The 18,740-nt window shown below is 74.1% G+C and carries 17 protein-coding genes; 6 read left to right on the plus strand and 11 right to left on the minus strand.

The window, feature by feature from the left end:
* Positions 1-8 precede the first annotated feature (8 nt).
* From ACFRQN_RS18390 to ACFRQN_RS18400, 3 genes are all read left to right on the plus strand, one after another.
* On the plus strand, positions 9-800 hold the full coding sequence (locus ACFRQN_RS18390) for a TIGR03089 family protein (RefSeq protein ID WP_380741186.1): 792 nt from the start codon (positions 9-11) through the stop codon (positions 798-800).
* 36 nt (positions 801-836) lie between these two features.
* Positions 837-2,129, plus strand: coding sequence for an LCP family protein (locus ACFRQN_RS18395; RefSeq protein WP_380741187.1), 1,293 nt, complete (start codon positions 837-839; stop codon positions 2,127-2,129).
* A 224-nt stretch (positions 2,130-2,353) separates the two neighbouring features.
* Positions 2,354-3,970 (plus strand): LCP family protein, encoded by a 1,617-nt coding sequence (locus ACFRQN_RS18400; protein WP_380741188.1) that lies wholly within the window; start codon positions 2,354-2,356, stop codon positions 3,968-3,970.
* Here the strand turns inward: ACFRQN_RS18400 and ACFRQN_RS18405 are convergent, their stop codons facing one another.
* The 6 genes from ACFRQN_RS18405 to ssuE form a co-directional block, all read right to left on the minus strand.
* Positions 3,971-4,585: an acyltransferase gene (locus ACFRQN_RS18405; RefSeq protein WP_380741189.1), complete on the minus strand. Its 615-nt coding sequence runs from the start codon at positions 4,583-4,585 to the stop codon at positions 3,971-3,973.
* A gap of 116 nt (positions 4,586-4,701) precedes the next feature.
* A complete protein-coding gene (locus ACFRQN_RS18410; RefSeq protein WP_049659498.1) occupies positions 4,702-5,742 on the minus strand; it encodes a glycosyltransferase family 2 protein in 1,041 nt (346 codons plus the stop codon).
* A gap of 161 nt (positions 5,743-5,903) precedes the next feature.
* Entirely contained in the window at positions 5,904-7,895 is a 1,992-nt protein-coding gene (locus tag ACFRQN_RS18415; protein ID WP_380741190.1) for a hypothetical protein, read from the minus strand.
* Between the two features lie 232 nt (positions 7,896-8,127).
* Positions 8,128-10,698: an ABC transporter permease gene (locus ACFRQN_RS18420; RefSeq protein ID WP_380741196.1), complete on the minus strand. Its 2,571-nt coding sequence runs from the start codon at positions 10,696-10,698 to the stop codon at positions 8,128-8,130.
* A 16-nt stretch (positions 10,699-10,714) separates the two neighbouring features.
* On the minus strand, positions 10,715-11,503 hold the full coding sequence (locus ACFRQN_RS18425; RefSeq protein ID WP_049658694.1) for an ABC transporter ATP-binding protein: 789 nt from the start codon (positions 11,501-11,503) through the stop codon (positions 10,715-10,717).
* 325 nt (positions 11,504-11,828) lie between these two features.
* The gene (ssuE, locus tag ACFRQN_RS18430; protein WP_049658692.1) at positions 11,829-12,383 is read right to left on the minus strand and encodes an NADPH-dependent FMN reductase; all 555 of its coding nucleotides are present in this window, start codon (positions 12,381-12,383) and stop codon (positions 11,829-11,831) included.
* Between the two features lie 448 nt (positions 12,384-12,831).
* Here ssuE and ACFRQN_RS18435 point away from each other — a divergent pair, with 448 nt between their 5' ends.
* Positions 12,832-14,190 (plus strand): LCP family protein, encoded by a 1,359-nt coding sequence (locus ACFRQN_RS18435; RefSeq protein WP_380741191.1) that lies wholly within the window; start codon positions 12,832-12,834, stop codon positions 14,188-14,190.
* A gap of 38 nt (positions 14,191-14,228) precedes the next feature.
* The gene (locus ACFRQN_RS18440) at positions 14,229-14,714 is read left to right on the plus strand and encodes a hypothetical protein (protein ID WP_049650010.1); all 486 of its coding nucleotides are present in this window, start codon (positions 14,229-14,231) and stop codon (positions 14,712-14,714) included.
* A 31-nt stretch (positions 14,715-14,745) separates the two neighbouring features.
* Here ACFRQN_RS18440 and ACFRQN_RS18445 read toward each other — a convergent pair whose 3' ends face one another.
* Positions 14,746-15,327: a hypothetical protein gene (locus ACFRQN_RS18445; RefSeq protein WP_049650011.1), complete on the minus strand. Its 582-nt coding sequence runs from the start codon at positions 15,325-15,327 to the stop codon at positions 14,746-14,748.
* A 294-nt stretch (positions 15,328-15,621) separates the two neighbouring features.
* Positions 15,622-16,116, minus strand: coding sequence for a peptidylprolyl isomerase (locus ACFRQN_RS18450; RefSeq protein ID WP_380741192.1), 495 nt, complete (start codon positions 16,114-16,116; stop codon positions 15,622-15,624).
* Between the two features lie 212 nt (positions 16,117-16,328).
* Between ACFRQN_RS18450 and ACFRQN_RS18455 the strand changes: the two genes are divergently transcribed.
* Positions 16,329-16,706: a MerR family transcriptional regulator gene (locus ACFRQN_RS18455; RefSeq protein WP_049650041.1), complete on the plus strand. Its 378-nt coding sequence runs from the start codon at positions 16,329-16,331 to the stop codon at positions 16,704-16,706.
* Between the two features lie 36 nt (positions 16,707-16,742).
* Here ACFRQN_RS18455 and ACFRQN_RS18460 read toward each other — a convergent pair whose 3' ends face one another.
* From ACFRQN_RS18460 to ACFRQN_RS18470, 3 genes are all read right to left on the minus strand, one after another.
* Positions 16,743-17,402, minus strand: a complete 660-nt coding sequence (locus ACFRQN_RS18460) for a class I SAM-dependent DNA methyltransferase (protein WP_380741193.1) — start codon at positions 17,400-17,402, stop codon at positions 16,743-16,745.
* Positions 17,403-17,453: 51 nt separating this feature from the next.
* Entirely contained in the window at positions 17,454-17,960 is a 507-nt protein-coding gene (locus ACFRQN_RS18465) for a GNAT family N-acetyltransferase (RefSeq protein WP_380741194.1), read from the minus strand.
* Positions 17,961-18,070: 110 nt separating this feature from the next.
* On the minus strand, positions 18,071-18,740 hold a 670-nt coding region (locus ACFRQN_RS18470; protein ID WP_380741195.1), incomplete at its 5' end, for an acyl-CoA dehydrogenase family protein.

Raw genomic sequence — 18,740 nt, forward strand, 5'->3', positions numbered from 1 at the left:
GGCGCACCATGACTGCGCCCTTCGCTGCCGACGCCCGCACCCCCGTCGAGCTGCTGCACGCATTCCTGCGCGGCGGCACGCCTTCGGTCGATCCCGCGGCCCCTCTGGTCACCTTCTACGACGACGCCACCGGCGAACGGGTGGAGCTGTCCGCCCGGACCTTCGACAACTGGGTGGCCAAGACGGCCAACCTCCTCCAGGACGAGCTGAACGCCGGCCCCGGCGACCGGGCGGCGCTGCTGCTGCCCGCCCACTGGCAGAGCGCCGTCTGGCTGCTGGCCTGCTGGTCGGTCGGGGTGACGGCGGTGCCGGGCGGCGACCCGGCCGCCGCCGACCTGGTGGTCAGCGGCCCGGACGGGCTGGAGGCCGCCCAGGCCTGCGAGGGCGAGCGGGTCGCGCTCGCCCTGCGTCCGCTCGGCGGCCGCTTCCCGCAGCGCCCGGACGGCTTCCTCGACTACGCCGCCGAGGTGCCCGGCCAGGGCGACCGCTTCGCCCCGTACTCCCCCGTCGCCCCGGAGGGGCCGGCGCTGGAGACCGCGGTGGACGGGCTGCCGCTGAAGCTGACGGGCGAGCAGACCGTGGCGCTGGCCCGGGAGGGGGCGGCACGGCTCGGCCTGAAGCCCGGCGACCGCGTGCTGTCCACCCTCTCGTACGACGACTGGACCGGTCTGGAGGCCGGTCTGCTGGCGCCGCTGGCGGCCGGCGCCTCGGTGGTGCTCTGCCGCAACTCGCAGACGCTGGACGCCGGGCAGTGGGAGAAGCGGACCGAATCCGAACGGGTGACACTGCGCCTCGGCTAACCCCGGGCCCGGGCCCGGCGGGTAGGGATCGCTGCCATGGCCGAGGACGACACCGAGCACCCCCCGACCGCCACTCCCCCGACGAACGGCGCGGCCCAGGACGGCCCGCCGACGGACACCCCTCCGGGCGGGAGCGGACGCCCGCGCAGGCGCCGGCGGTGGCTGATGATCACCGCCGGCGCCGTCGCGTTCCTGCTGGTCGCCACCGGGGTGCTGCTCTGGATCGCCTACCGCACGCTGGACGGCAACATCCGCGCGGACTCGGCCACCGACCGGCTGCTCGCCAAGCTGGAGGCCGAGCGGCCGAGCCGCACCGCCGGGGCGCGGGGCGCCGAGAACCTCCTGCTGATCGGCAGTGACGACCGCTCCGGCGCGAACGGCTCGTACGGCGGTGATCCGGGCAGCCAGCGCTCGGACACCACGATCCTGCTGCACCTGGCCGCCGACCGCAGGCACGCGACGGCGGTCTCCGTGCCGCGGGACGTCATGGTCACCGTCCCCGCCTGTGAGAAGCCGGACGGCACCCGCAGCAGGCCCGCGCTGATGCAGTTCAACTGGGCCTTCGAGACGGGCGGTCCGGCCTGCTCGATCCGGGCCGTCGAGCAGTTGAGCGGCATCCGGATCGACCACTACGTGATCCTCGACTTCAGCGGCTTCAAGACGATGGTGGACGCGATCGGCGGGGTCGAGGTGTGCGTGCCGCAGCCGATCCACGACAAGGACGCCAAGCTCGACCTGGCCGCCGGGCGGCGGACCCTGCACGGTGAGCAGGCCCTCGGCTACGTCCGGGCCCGGGAGAGCCTGGGCGACGGCAGCGACACCCAGCGCATGGGCCGTCAGCAGCAGTTCCTGGCCGCGCTGATCCGCAAGGTGCAGTCGCAGGGCGTGCTGCTGAACCCGGCGAAGCTGTGGCCGGTGCTGGACGCCGCGACCTCCTCGGTCCGGGCGGACGGCGCGCTGTCCTCGCTCGGCGCGCTGTACGACCTCACCCAGGACCTGCGCGGCATCCCCTCGGCGGACGTGGTCTTCCTGACCGCGCCGCGCCGCCCGTACCGCTACGACTCGGACCGGGACGAGTTCGTGCAGCCGCAGACCGGCCAGCTGTTCGCGGCGCTGCGGGACGACCGGCCGGTCGCCGTCCGGGCGCCCGGGTCCACGCCGTCCCCGGGGCCGGTCCCGGGGGCGGGCCGCTCGCCGGCGGCGGGTCCGGGCGCCGGGAGCCAGCCGACGGCCGAGGTGGCGGCGCTGGCGAACGCGTCACCCTCGGCGGGCGCCGCGCCCACCTTCGAGGGACGCACCGCCGACGTGGACGCCTGCGCCCAGCACTGAGCCGGGCACCCCCGGCCGCCCCGACCGCCCCGGGCCGGCCGCACCGACCGATCCGGACGCTTCCGCAATTGGTCGGCCACGTATGGTATTTACCTCCGCATTGCCGGAACATGGCGGAGATCACACCGGGAACGACTCCCGCGTTCGGCTCGTCTACTGTGTCCGGATCGGCCCGTCCGTACGGGCGGTCCACAGCCGTGACCGGTCGAAGGTAGGGAACCCCCGTGCACGAGGAGCAACCGGAAACCGGACGGTACCGGGTGGACCCGGCCCCCGGCGTCCCCCGGCAGCGCCGCGGGGCCGCCGCACCGACCGCCGAGGAGCCCGCCGCACCGGCCCCGGAGGGCCGCCGGGACACCCGTCGGCGGGCCGCCGCGCTCGCCAGGCGCAGCCGGCGCCGACGCGCCCTCAAGTGGACGGCCGGGGCGGGCGCCCTGGTGATGGTCGCGGGCTGTGGCGGGGCGTACTACCTGTACCGGCACTTCAACGACAACCTGACCTCGGTCAAGGTCCAGCTGGGCGACGAGTCCGAGCGCCCGCCGGCCGCCGGGGACGCGCTGAACGTCCTGGTGATCGGCACGGACAGCCGGGAGGGCCTCGGCCGGGAGTACGGCGACGAGGGCAGCACCGGGCACGCCGACACCACCCTGCTGTTCCACATCGCCAAGGACCGCACCAACGCGACGGTGATCAGCCTCCCGCGCGACCTGATGCTGCCGATCCCGGAGTGCCAGAGCACCCAGGGCAAGAAGATCCCCGGCTCGGCGCGGGAGGAGTTCAACAACAGCCTCGGCCAGGCCGGGCGCGACGCGGGCTGCACCTGGAAGACCGTCGAGAAGAACACCGGGATCCGGGTCGACCACTTCGTGCAGGTCAACTTCGAGGCGGTGAAGAGCCTGTCCACCGCCGTCGGCGGGGTCGAGGTCTGCGCGGCCAAGGACATCAACGACTCCGGCTCCCACCTCAAGATGACCAAGGGCCGGCACGTGGTCCAGGGCGAGGAGGCGCTGGCCTTCGTCCGCACCCGGCACGCGGTCGGCCAGGGCGGCGACCTCACCCGGATCCCGCTCCAGCAGCAGTTCATCAGCTCGATGATCCGCAAGATCAAGAGCGACGACACCCTGACCAGCCCGACCAAGCTCTACAAGCTCGCGGACGCCGCCACCAAGGCGCTCACCGTGGACTCCGGCATCGGCAGCGTGGACAAGCTCAAGGACCTCGCGCTGGACATCGGCAAGGTCGACACCAAGAACATCACCTTCACCACCGCGCCCGTCCTGGACGACCCCAAGGACGAGAACCGGGTGATCCTCAAGCAGCCGGACGCCGGGCAGCTGTTCGCGATGGTCGCGGCCGACCGCTCGCTGACCGAGACCGCCGCCCCGCCCGCCCCCGAGGCACCGGCCGCCGACGCCTCGGCGGCCCCGGCGGCCCCGGCCCCCACCACGCCGGCCGCCACCCTCCCGGCGATCCACCTCAAGACCGCCCAGCTGACGGTCCGCAACGGCAGCGGCAAGCGCGGACAGTCCGGGCCGACCGTGGAGAAGCTCCGGGCGAAGGGCTTCGACCGGGCCGCGGTGGGCAGCGACGCACCGCCCGCCGACACCACCACGGTGTCCTACCCGAGCGGCATGGAGGCCGAGGCCGGCGCCCTGGCCGCCGCCCTCGGCCTGCCCGGCGACGCCGTCCGGCCGGCCGAGAAGTCCGACCCGAAGAACGGGCTGCTGCTGGTGCTCGGCAAGGACGTGCTGACCGCCCCCGCCACCCCGGCGGTGCCCACCGAGGCGCCCGAGGACCTCCAGCGGGTGCAGGCGGACGACACCGACGTCTGCGCCAAGTAGCTACAGCGGTACGAGGGTTCCGCCCTGCTCGCGGTAGCGCTCGGCGGTCCGGGGGCACTGCCAGCCGCCGTCCCCGGCGGGCCGCAGCGGCTCGCCGGCCCGGCCCACCCAGCCGATCCGGCGGGCCGGGACACCGGCGACCAGGGCGAAGTCCGGGACGTCCCGGTGCACCACGGCGCCGGCCGCGACCAGGGCCCAGCGGCCGACCGTCACCCCGGCGACCAGCACCGCCCGGCCGCCGATCGAGCAGCCGTGACGGAGCGTCACCCCTTCGGCACGCCAGTCGAGTTGGCCCTTGGGGCGGCCGTCTGGGGTGACCGCGCGCGGGTACCGGTCGTTGGTGAGGACGGCGGCCGGGCCGATGAACACCCCGTCCTCGACCACCGCCGGCTCGTACACCAGCGCGTGGTTCTGCACCTTGACCCGGTCCCCGATCCGGACGCCGGGGCCGACGTACGCGCCGCGGCCGATCACGCAGTCCGCGCCGACCACCGCGTCCTCGCGGACCTGGGCGAGGTGCCAGACCGTCGTCCCGGCGCCGATCGCGGCCCGTTCGTCGACGTCCGCGCTCGGCTCGATCCGGGCCGCGCCCGACCCGTCCTCAACTGTCGCCATGCGCACCGACGATAGCGGTGCCGAGAAGGGTGCCGGACGGGTTCCGGGTGGTGCCGCCGAGGAGGCGTCGAGAAGGCGCCGGGGCGGCTGCCGAAACGAATCGGCGGATCCGCGGATCAGCCGGTCTTCGAGAGCACGTCCTTGGCGGCCGGGCCGACGCTGGCGATCACTCGCCGGGCCAGCGAGCGCGGTGAGGTCAGGAAGCCGAAGCCCCAGCTGAGGTGCATGGTCGCGAAGGCCACCGGCAGCAGCGCCTTGGCCTTGAACGACAGGCCGCGCCCCTCGACCGCCGCGCCGCCGAGGATGCCCAGCAGGTACGCGCCGGGCACCGCGAGGAAGGCCGGGTGGACGGCGGCGCCGAGCCCCAGCCCGAGCAGGACCGCCGCCAGCGCGGCCGGCGGGGCGAGGTAGCGCAGGTTGACCGAGCCCCGGTGGTAGCGGGTGACCACCCGGCGCCAGCGGCCGTAGTCCTTGTACTGCTTGGCCAGCGCCCGCACCGAGGGGCGGGGCCGGTACGTCACCTTGAGCTGCGGGGTGAACCAGACCAGGCCGCCGTCCTGGCGGATCCGGTAGTTCAGCTCCCAGTCCTGGGCGCGGATGAACTCCTCGTTGTAGCCGCCGAGCTTCTCCAGCACCTCGCGCCGGAACACCCCGAGGTAGACGGTGTCCGCCGGGCCGGCCAGGCCGCCGGTGTGGAAGGCCGCGTTCCCGACGCCGATCTTGGAGGTCATCGCGGCGGCGACCGCGTTCTCCCACTCGGTCTCGCCCTCGGCGTGCATGATGCCGCCGACGTTGGCCGCGTCCATCTCGCCGAGCAGCCGGACCGCCGTGGTGATGTAGCCGGGGGTGAGCAGGCCGTGGCCGTCCACGCGCACGACTATCGGGTGCCGGGAGCCCCGGATCGCGGCGTTCAGCCCGGCCGGCGTCCGGCCGGTGGGGTTCGCCACCGTCCGCACCCGCGGGTCCTCGGCCACCAGCTCGGCCGCGATCTCCGCGGTGCGGTCGGTGGAGGGGCCGAGGGCGATCACCACCTCCATCGGCCCGGGGTACTCCTGGTCCAGGATGCGCCGGACCGCCGTGCGCAGGTGACGTTCCTCGTTGAGCACCGGCATGATCACGGAAACAGCCGGCAGCTCCTCAGCAGCCTTGGTGTTCATCGGGGCCAACCGTACCGGTGCGGACGTGTCCTCGTCTTGTCCCGGTCCGGGCTGCCGGGGACGCCTCGCGGTGCCGCGCCGGTGCTGTGATCAAGAACACCGTACTCCCCCTTACGCGCAGGCCGGAAGCGGTGTGGATCCGGTGGCGGTCCGGGGTGGGTTCAGAGTGCGTAGTGGGCGACGGTGAACACCGCGTAGCCGGTCAGCGCGAGCCGGTTCACCAGGTGCTGGGGGCCGCCCAGCCGGTCCGGCAGGGCCTGTGCCGGGCGCAGGTCGGGGCGGTGGGCGGCGGTGGCGACGGTCCGGGCCACCGCGCCCGGGTCGTACCGGCCGCCGAAGAGGGCGGCCAGCCAGACCGCCGGGCGGCTGAAGAAGGAGAACTCCCGCCCGCCGTGCAGCCGGATGGTGAGCAGGTTCCGGTGCGCCGCCGCCGCCGAGATCTCCGCCCACCGGTAGCAACGGGTGCGCAGCGCGGTGGCCACCCGCAGGCCGTTGCGGTCGGCGACCAGCTGCCAGGACAGCGTCTGGGCGCAGGCCAGGATCGCCAGCGAGCCGATCCACAGCGGGCGCAGCAGCCCCTCCCACCAGCCGTCGTCGTCGAGCAGCACCACGGCGGCGGCGACCACCAGCGCGGCCACCGGTCCGGCGGCCGCGCGCAGCGGCAGCGGCATCTCCCAGCGGCGGGCGGCCAGCGGCTCGGCGTCCGGACCGGCCGCCGGGGCGGCGGCGACGGTCTCGGCGGTCAGCGCGGCGACGGCCAGGTCGCGCTCGCGGTAGCGCCCGGAGCGCCGGCCGACGCGCGGGGGCCGGGCGGCGGGAGCGACCACGGCCGCCACCCAGTGCGGGTCGCCGTCCAGCAGGCCGGGGCGGACGAGGAGCTGGTGGTCGGGCCCGTCCGGGCCGCCGTACAGCACGGCGGGCACGCTGCGGCCGGCCCGGGCCAGCCACTCGGCGGCCTCGGCCGGGGTCGCCCGGTCGAACAGCTCCCAGTGCTCCTCCTCGTCCTCGTCGTGGTCGAGCACCGGGTCGGGGTAGTCGGCGTCCTCGTCCTCGGTCTCCAGGTATTCGGGCACCCAGGCCGGGGCCGCGCCGTCCGGGGCGGCGTTCCGGGCCCAGCGGTAGCGGTCGCGCTCGACCAGCCGCCAGAGCCCGGGGCCGTCCGGTGGGCCGTCCAGCGGCAGCACCAGCAGGTCGCCGCGGGCGTCGGCGCGCACCCGGACAGCGAGCGCGGGGCCGGCTCCGGCGAAGGCGGGCCTGCCCCGGCGGGCGCTCGCGACGGCGGCCGAGCCGAGCAGCACCAGGCCGGGCAGGGCGATCAGGCCGCCGGCGGCCAGCTGGCCGGAGACGTCGTAGTCGTCGCCGAGGGCGCGCACCGAGTCGCCGTCCACCAGCAGCGGGACGGGCTCGCCGGGCTGGGGCCGGCGCTGCCACCAGACGTCCAGGGCGGCGGTGCGCTCGGGGCCGCCGCCGGGCGGCTGGAAGCGGACGGTCAGCGCGCCGTCCCGGTCGCTCCCGTCCGCGGTGCCGGTCACCCGGGTGGCCCGCTCGGCGGCGCCGTCCGCCCGGGCCTGCGCCCAGAGGCCGTACACCGGGAAGGTCACGGCGACCACCAGCAGCAGGACGCCGAGGGCGCGGCGCAGCACGGGCGGGCCGTCCCGGTGGACGGGCGAGGGCCCGCCGGCGGCGCTCCAGGGATAGGGGACGGGCGGGGCCATCAGCTCGTCCAGCTGCTGGCGGGCGCGGCGGCGGCCGGACTCGGCGCCGAGCAGGACGGCGGTGAGCAGCACGTGCAGCAGCACCGCCGACCAGCGGGCGACCGGGGTGACCAGGCCCTCCGGGAGGTACCAGAGCAGCGCCAGGACGACCGGCGGGACGAGCACCCGGACCCGGGCCCTGGTGGCCAGCAGGACGATCTCGGCCAGCACCGACCAGCCGGCCAGCCCCGAGCCCCAGGTGTCCCGGCAGACGTTCTGGACGTTGCACCGGCCCACGTCCGGCTCCACCGCGCCGGCCAGGACCACGAACGCGAGCGGCACCAGCGCGAGCCAGCGGCCGTCCAGCCGCCAGGCGGTCCGGGCGGCGCGCCAGCGGGCGGCGGCCGCGCTGGTGAGGGGCGCTGCGCTGGGCAGGGGCGGGGCGTCCGAGGGGAGCATCGGACGATCATCCCAGCACCCGGGAAGCGGACGGTACGCCCGCCGGACCGGCCCGGACCTGCGGGGGCGGGGCACGGCGCAGGGGCCGGGTGCTGTGCGCACCCGGCCCCTGTCCCCCGTGCCCCCGGTCCCCCGTGGGTCCCCCCGTTTCCCCCGTTCCCCCGTTCCCCCGTTCCCCCACGGGTCCCCCCGTGTCCCCCGTGGTCCGGGCCCGGCGCCCCCCGGCGCCGGGTCAGTCCGTCGCGATGGCCGCGAGGACGTTCATGCGTCCGGCCCGGAAGGCCGGGACGAGTGCGGCGAACAGGCCGATCAGCACCGAGGCGACCAGCGTGACCGCCACCGTGACGGTCGGGACGGAGAGCGTCCCGAGGCCCTGGTCCCGCAGCACCCGCTGGGCGGTGACGCCCCAGCCGAGGCCCAGTCCGGTGCCGAGGACGGCGCCGAACACCGCGATCACCACGGACTCCAGCCGGATCATCCGGCGCAGCTGGCGGCGGGAGAGCCCGATCGCCCGCAGCAGGCCGATCTCGCGGGTCCGCTCGACCACCGACAGCGCCAGGGTGTTGACCACGCCGAGCACCGCGACCGTGATCGAGAGGGCGACCAGCCCGTAGATCAGGTAGAGCAGGGTGTTGATCTGGGACTGGGCGAGCTCCTTGTAGCCGGCCCGGTCCTTGATGGTGAGCTGCGGGTACTCCTTCAGCCCGTCCTCCAGTGCGGTCAGCGTCCGGTCGACGTCGGCGCCCGGGGAGGCCTTGGCGAAGAAGGTCCACACCGGCGGCTGCTCGGCGGCCGGGACGACCTTCTCCATGGTGTCCATGGCCACGAAGGAGCCGTCGCCGAACAGCTCGCCCTTGCCGAAGACCGCGCCGACCGGCACCGTCTGGGTGCGGCCCTGGCCGTAGTCGACGGTGACCTGGTCGCCGACCTTCAGGCCGTGGTCCTTGGCGAAGGCGGCGCCGATGCCCAGCGAGCCGCGCTGGAGCGAGTCCACCGCACCGGAGTCGACGGTCGGCCGGAAGTCGGTGCCGAAGAAGGACGGCGGCACGGCGGTCAGCGGGGTCTTGGCCTTCTGCCCGTCCGGCAGCTGGACCTTGGCGGCGAAGAACCGCTGGGTGGTGACGTGGTCGATGCCCGGGGTCTTCCGGACCGCGTCCGTCATCTCGGGGGTGATCGCGGTACGGCCGCCGGAGACGATGTAGTCCGCGCCCACCGACTTGTCGATCTGCGCGCTGGTCGAGGTGACGGCCGAGGAGCTGAACACCGCGGAGGCGATCACCAGCGCCAGGCCGATCATCAGCGCGGCGGCGGTGGCGCCGGTGCGGCGCGGGTTGCGCATCGCGTTGCGCTGGGCGAGCCTGCCGGACGGGCCGAACAGCGCCGGCAGCAGCGCGCCGAGCACCCGGACGACGGCCGAGGCCAGCAGCGGGCCGAGCACCACGAAGCCGATCAGGGTGAGCACCACGCCGAGGCCCAGGTACCGGCCGCCGGTGGCCGCCTTCTCCGCCCCCGCGCCGAGCACCAGGACCGAGCCGCCGCCCGCCGTCAGCAGCAGGCCGAGGCCGGTGCGGACGAGGTTGGCCCGGGCCTCCGCCGGGGTGCCGTGGTCGCGCAGCGCGGCCATCGGCGAGATCCGGCTCGCCCGGCGGGCCGGGAACCAGGCCGCGACCAGGGTGACCACGATGCCCAGCGCGTACCCGGCGACGAACACGTCCGGCCCGATCTGCAGGTCGGCCGCCTCCAGGTCCATGCCGATCGCCGTCATCAGCTTGATCAGGCCGACCGCCACGCCCAGGCCGGCCGCGACCCCGAGGGTCGAGCCGAGCACGCCCAGGATCAGCGCCTCGACCAGCACCGAGCGGTTGACCTGCCGCCGGCTGCCGCCGATGGCGCGCAGCAGGCCGATCTCCCGGGTGCGCTGGGCGACCAGCATCGAGAAGGTGTTGACGATCAGGAAGGCGCCGACGATCGCCGAGACGAAGGCGAAGCCGAGCATCGCGTACTTCATGAAGCCGAGGCCCTTGCCGACCTGCTCGCTGCGGTCGGCCTTCTGCTCGGCCGCCGTCTTCACCTGGTACCCGCCGCCGAGCCGGGCCAGCGCGTCGGCCTTGAGCCGGTCGTCGCCGCGGCTGCCGTCGCCGTACGCCTCGACGGTGCTGAAGGCCGGCCCGCCGAGCAGCGCCTGCTGGGCGGTCGGGGTGTCCAGGAAGCCGAGCGCCGCGCCCGGGTTGGTGGTGGTGAAGGTGCCGATGCCGACGATGGTGAAGTCGTGCCGGCCGAGGGGGTTCTCGACCCTGAGCGTGTCACCGAGGGCGAGCTTGGCCTTCTTCACGGTGTCCGCGTCCAGCAGCAGCTCGGTCGGGCCGCGCGGCGTGTGGCCGGAGGTGACCTTCAGCGGGTTGCCCGGGGTGTCGGTCCAGTTGCCGAGCAGGGTGGGCGCGCCGGTGGTCGGGCCGACCAGCTTGTTGGTGGCCGGGTTGATCATGACGGCGTTCTCGACCAGGACCTGGCCGACGGCGCTCTTCACCCCGGGCAGCGCGGCGACCTGCCGCTCCAGCGCGACCGGGACGGTCGGCGGCTTGACGGCGGCCTGCTGCTCCTCGTCCTCGGCCGGCTTGGGCGGCTGGACCGAGACGTCGGAGGAGGTCGCGGCGAAGAGCTTGTCGAAGGTGCCGGTGGCGGTGTTGGAGAACACCAGGGTGCCGGAGACGAAGGCCACCGACAGCACGACGGCAATGAGCGAGAGCGCCATCCGGCCCTTGTGGGCGAGGAAGCTCCGCAGTGAGGTCTTGAGCAGCATGATGGTGTCGTCCCGCCGCTCAGCTGGTGCGCTTGCCGTCGAAACGGCGCATGCGTTCGAGGACGGAGTCGGCGGTGGGCGCGTACATCTCGTCCACGATCACGCCGTCGGCGAGGAAGAGCACGCGGTCCGCGTAGCCGGCGGCGACCGGGTCGTGGGTGACCATCACGATGGTCTGGCCCAGCTCGTCCACCGAGCGGCGCAGGAAGGTCAGCACCTCGGCACCGGACCGGGAGTCCAGGTTCCCGGTGGGCTCGTCACCGAAGATGATCTCGGGGCGGGCGGCCAGTGCCCGGGCCACCGCGACGCGCTGCTGCTGGCCGCCGGAGAGCTGGGCGGGGCGGTGCTTGAGCCGGCCGGACAGGCCGACCGTCTCCACCACCTGGTCCAGCCAGGCCTGGTCGGGCCTGCGCCCGGCGATGTCCATCGGGAGCGTGATGTTCTCCAGCGCGTTCAGCGTCGGGAGCAGGTTGAAGGCCTGGAAGATGAAGCCGATCTTGTCGCGCCGGAGCCTGGTGAGCTGCTTGTCCTTCAGGCCGGTGATCTCGGTGTCGCCGATCCGGATCTGCCCGGAGGTGACCGTGTCGAGGCCCGCCAGGCAGTGCATCAGGGTGGACTTGCCGGAGCCCGACGGCCCCATGATCGCGGTGAACCGGCCGCGCTGGATGTCGACGTCGACCGCGTCGAGCGCGGTCACCCTGGTCTCGCCCGAGCCGTACGCCTTGGTGACCTGACGGGCCGACGCGGCGACGGCGGGCGCCCCGCCGGGAAGCTGGGGGTCGTACACGGCTGCTGCTGCCGTCGTCACTGGGACACTCCTAAGGAAGATGCGCTCACCCGTTGGCCCCCAGCCTCACGGGCCCGCCCGCCGCGCGACATGGCGCGGGCGGTAGTCCTCGACCGGGAGTTGTCTCCACCCTCCCGGTGGACCTGGCCACCGGACCCGGCGCAACCGGGCCGCTTCCTGGCGGGTGGGGATGTGTGAACCACGTTAGGAGTCGGCGGCGGAGCGCTCGTCATCCGCCGGAATGAAGCCTCTCAACCAAGGTTCTACGGGCCACGGAGCGGCTCCCCCTAGGGGTCGCCGCGGCCCGTCTCGGGGACGCCCCGTACGGGCCGGCGGCGACGGTCCGTCAGCTCGTCAGCGCGGGTGCGGCCAGCCGCTCCAGGGCCGTGGCGAAGCCGTCCACGACCGGGGCCAGCAGCGTTTCGGTCTCGCGCTCCACCAGGGTCGTCCCGTCCTCCCGGGCGGTGATGTGGCGGTCGAGCACGAACCAGCCCTGGGTGATGTGGCCGGCGCCCATCGAGCTGAGCACCGGGCGCAGCGCGTAGTCCACCGCGAGGACGTGCGCGGGCGAGCCGCCGGTGGCGAGCGGCAGGACGGCCTTGCCGGCCAGGGCGTACTGCGGGAGCACGTCCAGCAGGGCCTTCAGCAGGCCCGAGTAGGCGGCCTTGTAGACGGGGGTGCCGACGACCACGCCGTCGGCGCGGGCGAACAGCTCGGTGACGGCGACGATCTCGGGGTGGTCGAAGTCGCCCGACAGCAGCGCGTGCGCGGGCAGGCTGCGGGCCTCGAAGGGGACGACGTGGTGGCCGCGCTCCGCCAGCCGCGCGTCGACGTGGCGCAGCAGGCGGGTGGTGCGGGAGGTGGCGGACGGGGAGCCGGAAACGGACAGGACGACGGCCATGGGTTTCACCTCTGGCTGGAAGCGGGGCGGCGCGGCGCGGCGGAGTGCGGCGGCGGGGGAAGGCGCCGCGGTGGGGGCCGGTACCGGGGGCGGTGCGGGAACGGTGCGGGGGGGGCGTTGCGGGGCACCGGGCGCTACGTCGGCGGACGTGCGGGGCCTGCGGGGAGTACGGGGACCCGACGGGCGCGTGTCAGCCGCGACAGAGCGAACAGGCCACACCGCGCCGCAGGTCGACGTGCCGCCGACGCGTGAGTGCCCAACGCTGATCCATGCCTGGAATGCAAACACGCTGTGTTCGAGCTGGTCAAGAAACGTTTCAGCCGCTGGAACGGCGGGTGTCCGGATGTTTCGGCGGAACGATTCGGGGCGTGCATCAAAACTGCTACAAGAGGCCTGGTGGGCCCCCCGGGGGGAGTCAGCCCGACCGGGGTCGGGCATCCTCGTCGGCATGAACACGTGGCAGGAGGGCCGCCCGGGGGGCGGCGGGAACCCGTACGGCGGCAGCGGTGGAGGCGGCTCGGCCGAGCCGCCGCTGCCGTCCTCGCTGAACCCGCGCGGGCCGGGGGCGGCCGCGCCACGGCAGCCGCGACAGCCCGGGGGGCAGCCGGGGCAACCGGGGCAGTCCCGGCTGGGCGGCGTCCCGCCGCAGGGGGCCGGCGCACCCGGCGCCCGTCCCGGCGGCCCGGGGCGCCCCGGTGGTCCCGGCGGCCCGGGCGGGCCCGGCGGTCCCGGTGGCCAGGGTGGTCAGGGTGGTCAGGGCCGCCCCGGCGGTCCCGGCGGCCCCGGCGGCACCCGCCCGCCCGGTGCCCAGGCCCGGCGCTGGTCGCGGCGGCGGATCGTGAAGTGGTCGGTCTTCGGCCTGCTGATCGCCGTCATGGTGACCGCCGTCTCCACCTGGTTCTGGGCAGACTCCAAGCTCAACCACGAGAACGTGCTCGCCGACTACCCCGGCCGCCCCGCCGCGGGCAAGGGCACCAACTGGCTGATCGTCGGCTCCGACAGCCGCCAGGGCCTCACCGACTCCGAGCAGGACGACCTGCACACCGGGCACGACACCGAGGGCAAGCGCAGCGACTCGATGATGATCCTGCACGTCGGGGACAACGGGAACACCCTGATGAGCATCCCGCGCGACTCCTGGGTGCCGATCCCCGAGCACCCGGGCAGCAACGGCAAGCCGGTCAAGGGCACCACCGCGAAGATCAACTCGGCCTTCGGCAACGGCGGCGGCCGCCTGCTGGTCCAGACCGTCGAGCAGAACACCGGCATACGGATCGACCACTACGCCGAGATCGGCTTCGGCGGCTTCGTCGGCATCGTCGACTCGATCGGCGGCGTCGAGATGAAGATCGACCAGGACGTCAAGGACAAGGACTCCGGGCTCGACCTCAAGGCCGGCGACCAGACCCTCACCGGCAAGCAGGCCCTGGCCTTCGTCCGCCAGCGCCACCAGATGGCCGACCAGGACCTCGGCCGGATGCGCAACCAGCAGAAGTTCCTCGGCGCCCTCGCCCACCAGGCCGCCTCCCCGGGCAACCTGATGAACCCGTTCACCTTCTACCCGCTGGTCGACTCCGCGCTCGGCACCCTGATCGTCGACGAGGACTGCGGGCTGACCGACCTCGGCTCGCTCTTCCTCGCCATGAAGGACGTCAACGGCGGCAGCGGCAAGTCGCTGACCGTGCCGATCGGCAACCCGGACTACCGGACCAAGACCGGCGAGTCCGCCGTGCTCTGGGACGCCGGCAAGTCCAAGCAGGTCTTCGACGCCTTCAAGAACGACACCGCGGTGCCGGAGTTCAAGTAGTCGGCCACTTCGCGTGACCGCTCCACCACAATGAGTGGATGCCACTCGTCACCGCACTGATCCGCCGCCGTCGCCACCGCCTCCTGGGCCGCCTGGTCCAGGAGGCGCTCGCGTTGTACGGGATGGAGGTGCCCGCCGCCTGCGAGATCGGGCCCGGGCTGATGGTCTTCCACCGCGGCTTCGGCACCGTGCTGCACCCGTACACCACCCTCGGCGCCGGCGTGACGCTCTACAACGGCGTGACCATCGGCCGGGCCGACCCCTGGGTGCCGCAGGAGGAGAGCGCGATGCGGCGGGTGGTGGTCGAGGACGGGGCGGTGCTGTGCGCGGGCGCCAAGGTGGTGTGCAAGGAGGGCGTGCTGACCGTCGGCGCGGGCACCGTCGTCGGGGCCAACGCGGTGCTCACCCGCTCGACCGGCCCCGGCGAGATCTGGGCCGGCGCACCGGCGCGCAAGGTGGGGACGCGGGCGGGCGACTGGGGGCCCGCGGCGGCGCCGGCCCGGCCCGCTCCGAGCCCCGCCTGAACGCGCGGGGGTACGGGACGTGCCATGCGGCCTAGACGTACGGCAGCAGGCCGGTGCCGCACTCCGGGAAGCGGACCAGCCACTCCCCCTCGCCGCCGGCCGCCTCCTCGGTCGCGCCCGAGAAGCCGTAGTGGATCGGCTGCCCGTCGCCGCCCAGCCACCGCGCGTGGGTCAGCTGCACCGACAGCGAGGCCGGGCGGTGCGCGGCGGCGGCCGCCGACACGGGCGGCGCGGGCTGCTCCAGCACCAGCTCGTGCTCGGTCTCGCCCGGCCGGAAGGTCACCACCGTCTCGGTGCCCGGGCGGCGCGGGAAGGCGCCCGCCGGGTCCGTCCAGTACGCGGCGACCATCACCGCGAGGGTGCCCTCCAGGCTGCCGGTGTCCGGCCGCACGTACTCCTCGTCCGCGATCCAGCGGGAGTGGTGGCGGACCTCCTCCGGGCCCCACCGCTCGTCCCAGCGCACCCAGTAGCCCGCCACCCGCTTGACGGTCATGCCCTCGCGGGCGACCCGGACGGCGAACCGCGCCGGGCCGACCGGCTCGCAGCCGGCCAGGGAGACCACCGTCACCTGTTCGTAGGTCACCTCGCCGTCGTCGGCGCCCTGCTCCATCATCGGTCAACCACCTTGCCGCAGAGTCGAGTTCGGCCGCGGCTGGGGCCGCGTCCGAATCGAGCGTAGGGCTCCGGCGCAGGCAGGCCGCACGATTGCCCGGTTCCGGCCCGGACGGCCGCGCTCCGGGCTACCCTGCCCGCCGCACGGCGGCGCCCGGCGCGAAAGGGGGCGGGAACCGGGCGGCGTCCGGGTGCGGGCGCGGGTACGGGGGCGGACGCGAAACCGCCCCGGAGCGGGAGATCGGAAGATCCGACGTCCCGCTCCGGGGCGGTGCGTGCCAGGTGGCGGCGGTGCTTAGGCGACCACGCCGGACTTGGCGATGGTGATCTTGGCCGAGGTGCGGCCGCTCTGCGAGCCGAGGCCCTCGATCTTCTTGACCAGGTCCATGCCCTCGAGGACCTCGCCGAAGACGACGTGCTTGCCGTCCAGCCAGTCGGTGACGATGGTGGTGATGAAGAACTGCGAGCCGTTGGTGTTGCGGCCGGCGTTGGCCATCGACAGCAGACCCGGGCGGTCGTGCTTCATCTTGAAGTTCTCGTCGGCGAACTTCTCGCCGTAGATGCTCTTGCCGCCGGTGCCGTTGTGGTTGGTGAAGTCACCACCCTGGAGCATGAAGGCCGGGATCACGCGGTGGAAGCCGGAGCCCTCGTAGCCGAAGCCGTTCTGGCCGGTGGCCAGCTCGCGGAAGTTCTGGGCGGTCTTGGGGACGACGTCGTCGTAGAGCTTGAAGACGATCCGGCCGGCCGCCTCGCCGTTGATCTCGATGTCGAAGAAAACGTTGGAAGACATGCAGGGATCATGGCACGATCGCCTGTTCCTCGCGCGTCACCCCCGGTCGGGCCGGGCCGGACACCGCTGTGTTATCCGGTTCCGCCCCCCGCGCCGGGACCGGGAAGCTACCATCGATGTCAGGTTTCCGGGCGGCCCGATCCGCGACGGCGGGCGGGGCCGGTGAACGGCGACGGCGGACGGCGACGGCGGCACGGGACGGGGTGGGCGGCATGCGGATCGGCGAACTGGCCCGGCGGACGGGTGTGAGCGAGCGCTCGCTGCGCTACTACGAGCAGCAGGGCCTGCTGGCCGCCCGCCGCACCGAGGGCGGCCACCGGGAGTACCCGGAGGCCGCCGTCGACCGGGTGGTGCACATCCAGGAGCTGTTCGCGGCCGGACTGCACAGCCGGACCATCTACAAGATCCTCCCCTGCATGCGGGACTCCGACGGCAGCCCGAACGAGATCGCCACCCCGCTCCTGGTCGAGGAGCTCACCGCGGAGCGCCAGCGGATCGACCGGACGATCGACGACCTGCTCCGCTCCCGCGAGGTGCTGGACGAGGTGATCGCGACCGCCTCCGGGCAGCCGTCGGCCCCGGCCGCCTGACGTGCGGCCGTCGGCGCCCGGCATCCGGCCTCCGGTTCAGCCCCTGGCCACCGGCTTGCGGGCCAGCAGGTAGGCCTGCGGGGTCCTCTCGTCGCCCTCCGGCTCCCGGACCGTACGGGAGGTGACCGGCAGGCCCGCCTCCCGGGCCAGCTCCTCGACGTGCTCCGGCCGCAGCCGGCGGAAGTCCAGCGACACCGGCTGCCCGAACGGCCGCTCCAGGTGCAGGGGCCGGTCGCCGACCTGGAAGGCGAGCATCAGGTGGCCGCCGGGGGCGAGCACCCGGGCGAACTCGGCGAACACCTCGGGGAGCCGCTCCGCCGGGGTGTGGATGATCGAGTACCAGGCCACCACGCCGGTCAACTCCCCGTCCCGGAAGGGGAGGTCGAACATCGAGCCGACGCTGAACGGCACCTCCGGGTGGGCCTTCCGGGCCAGCTCGACCATCCGCGGCGAGAGGTCGATCCCGCGCACGTCCACGCCGAGGCCGTGCAGGGGCCCGGTCATCCGGCCCGGGCCGCAGCCGACTTCGGCCGCCCTGCCGTCCGGCCGCTCGGCGCGGACCAGGTCGGCGAAGAGCCTCAGCATCGCCCGGTCCATCGGCATGCGGTCCAGCGCGTCCCGGAAGAGCTCGGTGTACTCGGTGGCGACGGCGTCGTAGAACGCCCTGGTCTCGGTGAGGAAGCCCGGCTCGGTCATGGCCCCGGACCCTACCCGGCGGCCGCCGGACCGCGGCAGGCCGCGGCGGTCCTACAACTCCCGTTCGGCGACGGCCTGGTCGCCGCTGAGCTCACCGGTCGGGCGGAAGCCGAGGCGGGCGTAGAACTCCGCCGGGCCGTCCGGGCCCGGGTGGTAGGTGACGGTGGCGCGGATGCCGCCGCGGCGGCGGATCTCGGCGCAGACCTGCTCGACGGCGAAGCGGCCGTACCCGCCGCGCTGCTGCCCGGCGTCGACCAGCAGCCGCCACAGGCCGGAGCGGGGGCGGTCGCCGGGGTGGTCGGGGTGGAAGACGATGTCGAAGAAGGCCATCACGAAGCCGACCGGCCGCCCGTCCTCCAGGATCAGCCGGGGCCAGGCCGTCTCCCCGTACGCGTACGCCTCGGCCAGCGACTTCACCACCGGCGCCACCAGGTGCTCCTGGTCGGGGCGGACCCGCAGGGCGAGGGCGGCGTCGATGTTCCCGGGGGTGATCGGGGCCAGGCTGAGCGTGGCGGGCGGTGCGGACGGCGTGGTCGTCGCGGCGGGCGTGGAGGACATGGCGGGCAGCCTACGGAGCGCGGCCGCCCGCCGTCGCACGGTTTTCCGGCCCCCGACCGCGGACGGGCGATCGGGGGCCGGGACCGGCCGTCGGTGCGTGTGTGTGCGCGTTACGGGAGGTTGCGGGCCATCACGATCCGCTGGACCTGGTTGGTCCCCTCGTAGATCTGCGTGATCTTCGCGTCCCGCATCATCCGCTCCACCGGGTAGTCCCGCGTGTACCCGTACCCGCCCAGCAACTGCACCGCGTCCGTCGTGATCTCCATCGCCGCGTCCGACGCGAAGCACTTCGCCGCCGCACCGAAGAACGTCAGATCCGCGTCCCCCCGCTGCGACTTCGCCGCCGCCGCGTACGTCAACTGCCGCGCCGCCTCCAGCTTCATCGCCATGTCCGCCAGCATGAACTGCACACCCTGGAACTCCGCGATCGCCTTCCCGAACTGCCGGCGCTCCCGCACATACCCGTTCGCGTAGTCCAGCGCACCCTGCGCGATCCCGATCGCCTGCGCCGCGATGGTGACGCGGGTGTGGTCCAGGGTCTTCATCGCCGTCGCGAAACCCGTCCCCTCCGCACCGATCATCCGGTCCGCAGGGATCCGCACGTTGTCGAAGTACACCTCACGCGTCGGCGACCCCTTGATGCCCAGCTTCTTCTCCGGCGCACCGAAGGACACTCCCTCGTCGTCCTTCTCCACCACGAACGCCGAGATGCCCTTCGACCGCTTCTCCGGATCCGTCACCGCCATCACCGTGTAGAACTCGGAGACGCCCGCGTTGGTG

This window comes from Kitasatospora sp. NPDC056800, assembly GCF_042789775.1.
Taxonomy (GTDB): domain Bacteria; phylum Actinomycetota; class Actinomycetes; order Streptomycetales; family Streptomycetaceae; genus Kitasatospora.

Excerpts from the sequence above, each read along its gene's own strand:
- ACFRQN_RS18390 (WP_380741186.1), top strand. The coding sequence starts at position 9 with ATGACTGCGCCCTTCGCTGCCGACGCCCGCACCCCCGTCGAGCTGCTG.
- ACFRQN_RS18415 (WP_380741190.1), bottom strand. The coding sequence starts at position 7,895 with ATGCTCCCCTCGGACGCCCCGCCCCTGCCCAGCGCAGCGCCCCTCACC.
- ACFRQN_RS18460 (WP_380741193.1), bottom strand. The coding sequence starts at position 17,402 with ATGACCGAGCCGGGCTTCCTCACCGAGACCAGGGCGTTCTACGACGCC.
- ACFRQN_RS18405 (WP_380741189.1), bottom strand. The coding sequence starts at position 4,585 with ATGGCGACAGTTGAGGACGGGTCGGGCGCGGCCCGGATCGAGCCGAGC.
- ACFRQN_RS18445 (WP_049650011.1), bottom strand. The coding sequence starts at position 15,327 with ATGATGGAGCAGGGCGCCGACGACGGCGAGGTGACCTACGAACAGGTG.
- ssuE (WP_049658692.1), bottom strand. The coding sequence starts at position 12,383 with ATGGCCGTCGTCCTGTCCGTTTCCGGCTCCCCGTCCGCCACCTCCCGC.
- ACFRQN_RS18465 (WP_380741194.1), bottom strand. The coding sequence starts at position 17,960 with ATGTCCTCCACGCCCGCCGCGACGACCACGCCGTCCGCACCGCCCGCC.
- ACFRQN_RS18435 (WP_380741191.1), top strand. The coding sequence starts at position 12,832 with ATGAACACGTGGCAGGAGGGCCGCCCGGGGGGCGGCGGGAACCCGTAC.
- ACFRQN_RS18450 (WP_380741192.1), bottom strand. The coding sequence starts at position 16,116 with ATGTCTTCCAACGTTTTCTTCGACATCGAGATCAACGGCGAGGCGGCC.
- ACFRQN_RS18395 (WP_380741187.1), top strand. The coding sequence starts at position 837 with ATGGCCGAGGACGACACCGAGCACCCCCCGACCGCCACTCCCCCGACG.
- ACFRQN_RS18455 (WP_049650041.1), top strand. The coding sequence starts at position 16,329 with ATGCGGATCGGCGAACTGGCCCGGCGGACGGGTGTGAGCGAGCGCTCG.
- ACFRQN_RS18410 (WP_049659498.1), bottom strand. The coding sequence starts at position 5,742 with ATGAACACCAAGGCTGCTGAGGAGCTGCCGGCTGTTTCCGTGATCATG.
- ACFRQN_RS18440 (WP_049650010.1), top strand. The coding sequence starts at position 14,229 with ATGCCACTCGTCACCGCACTGATCCGCCGCCGTCGCCACCGCCTCCTG.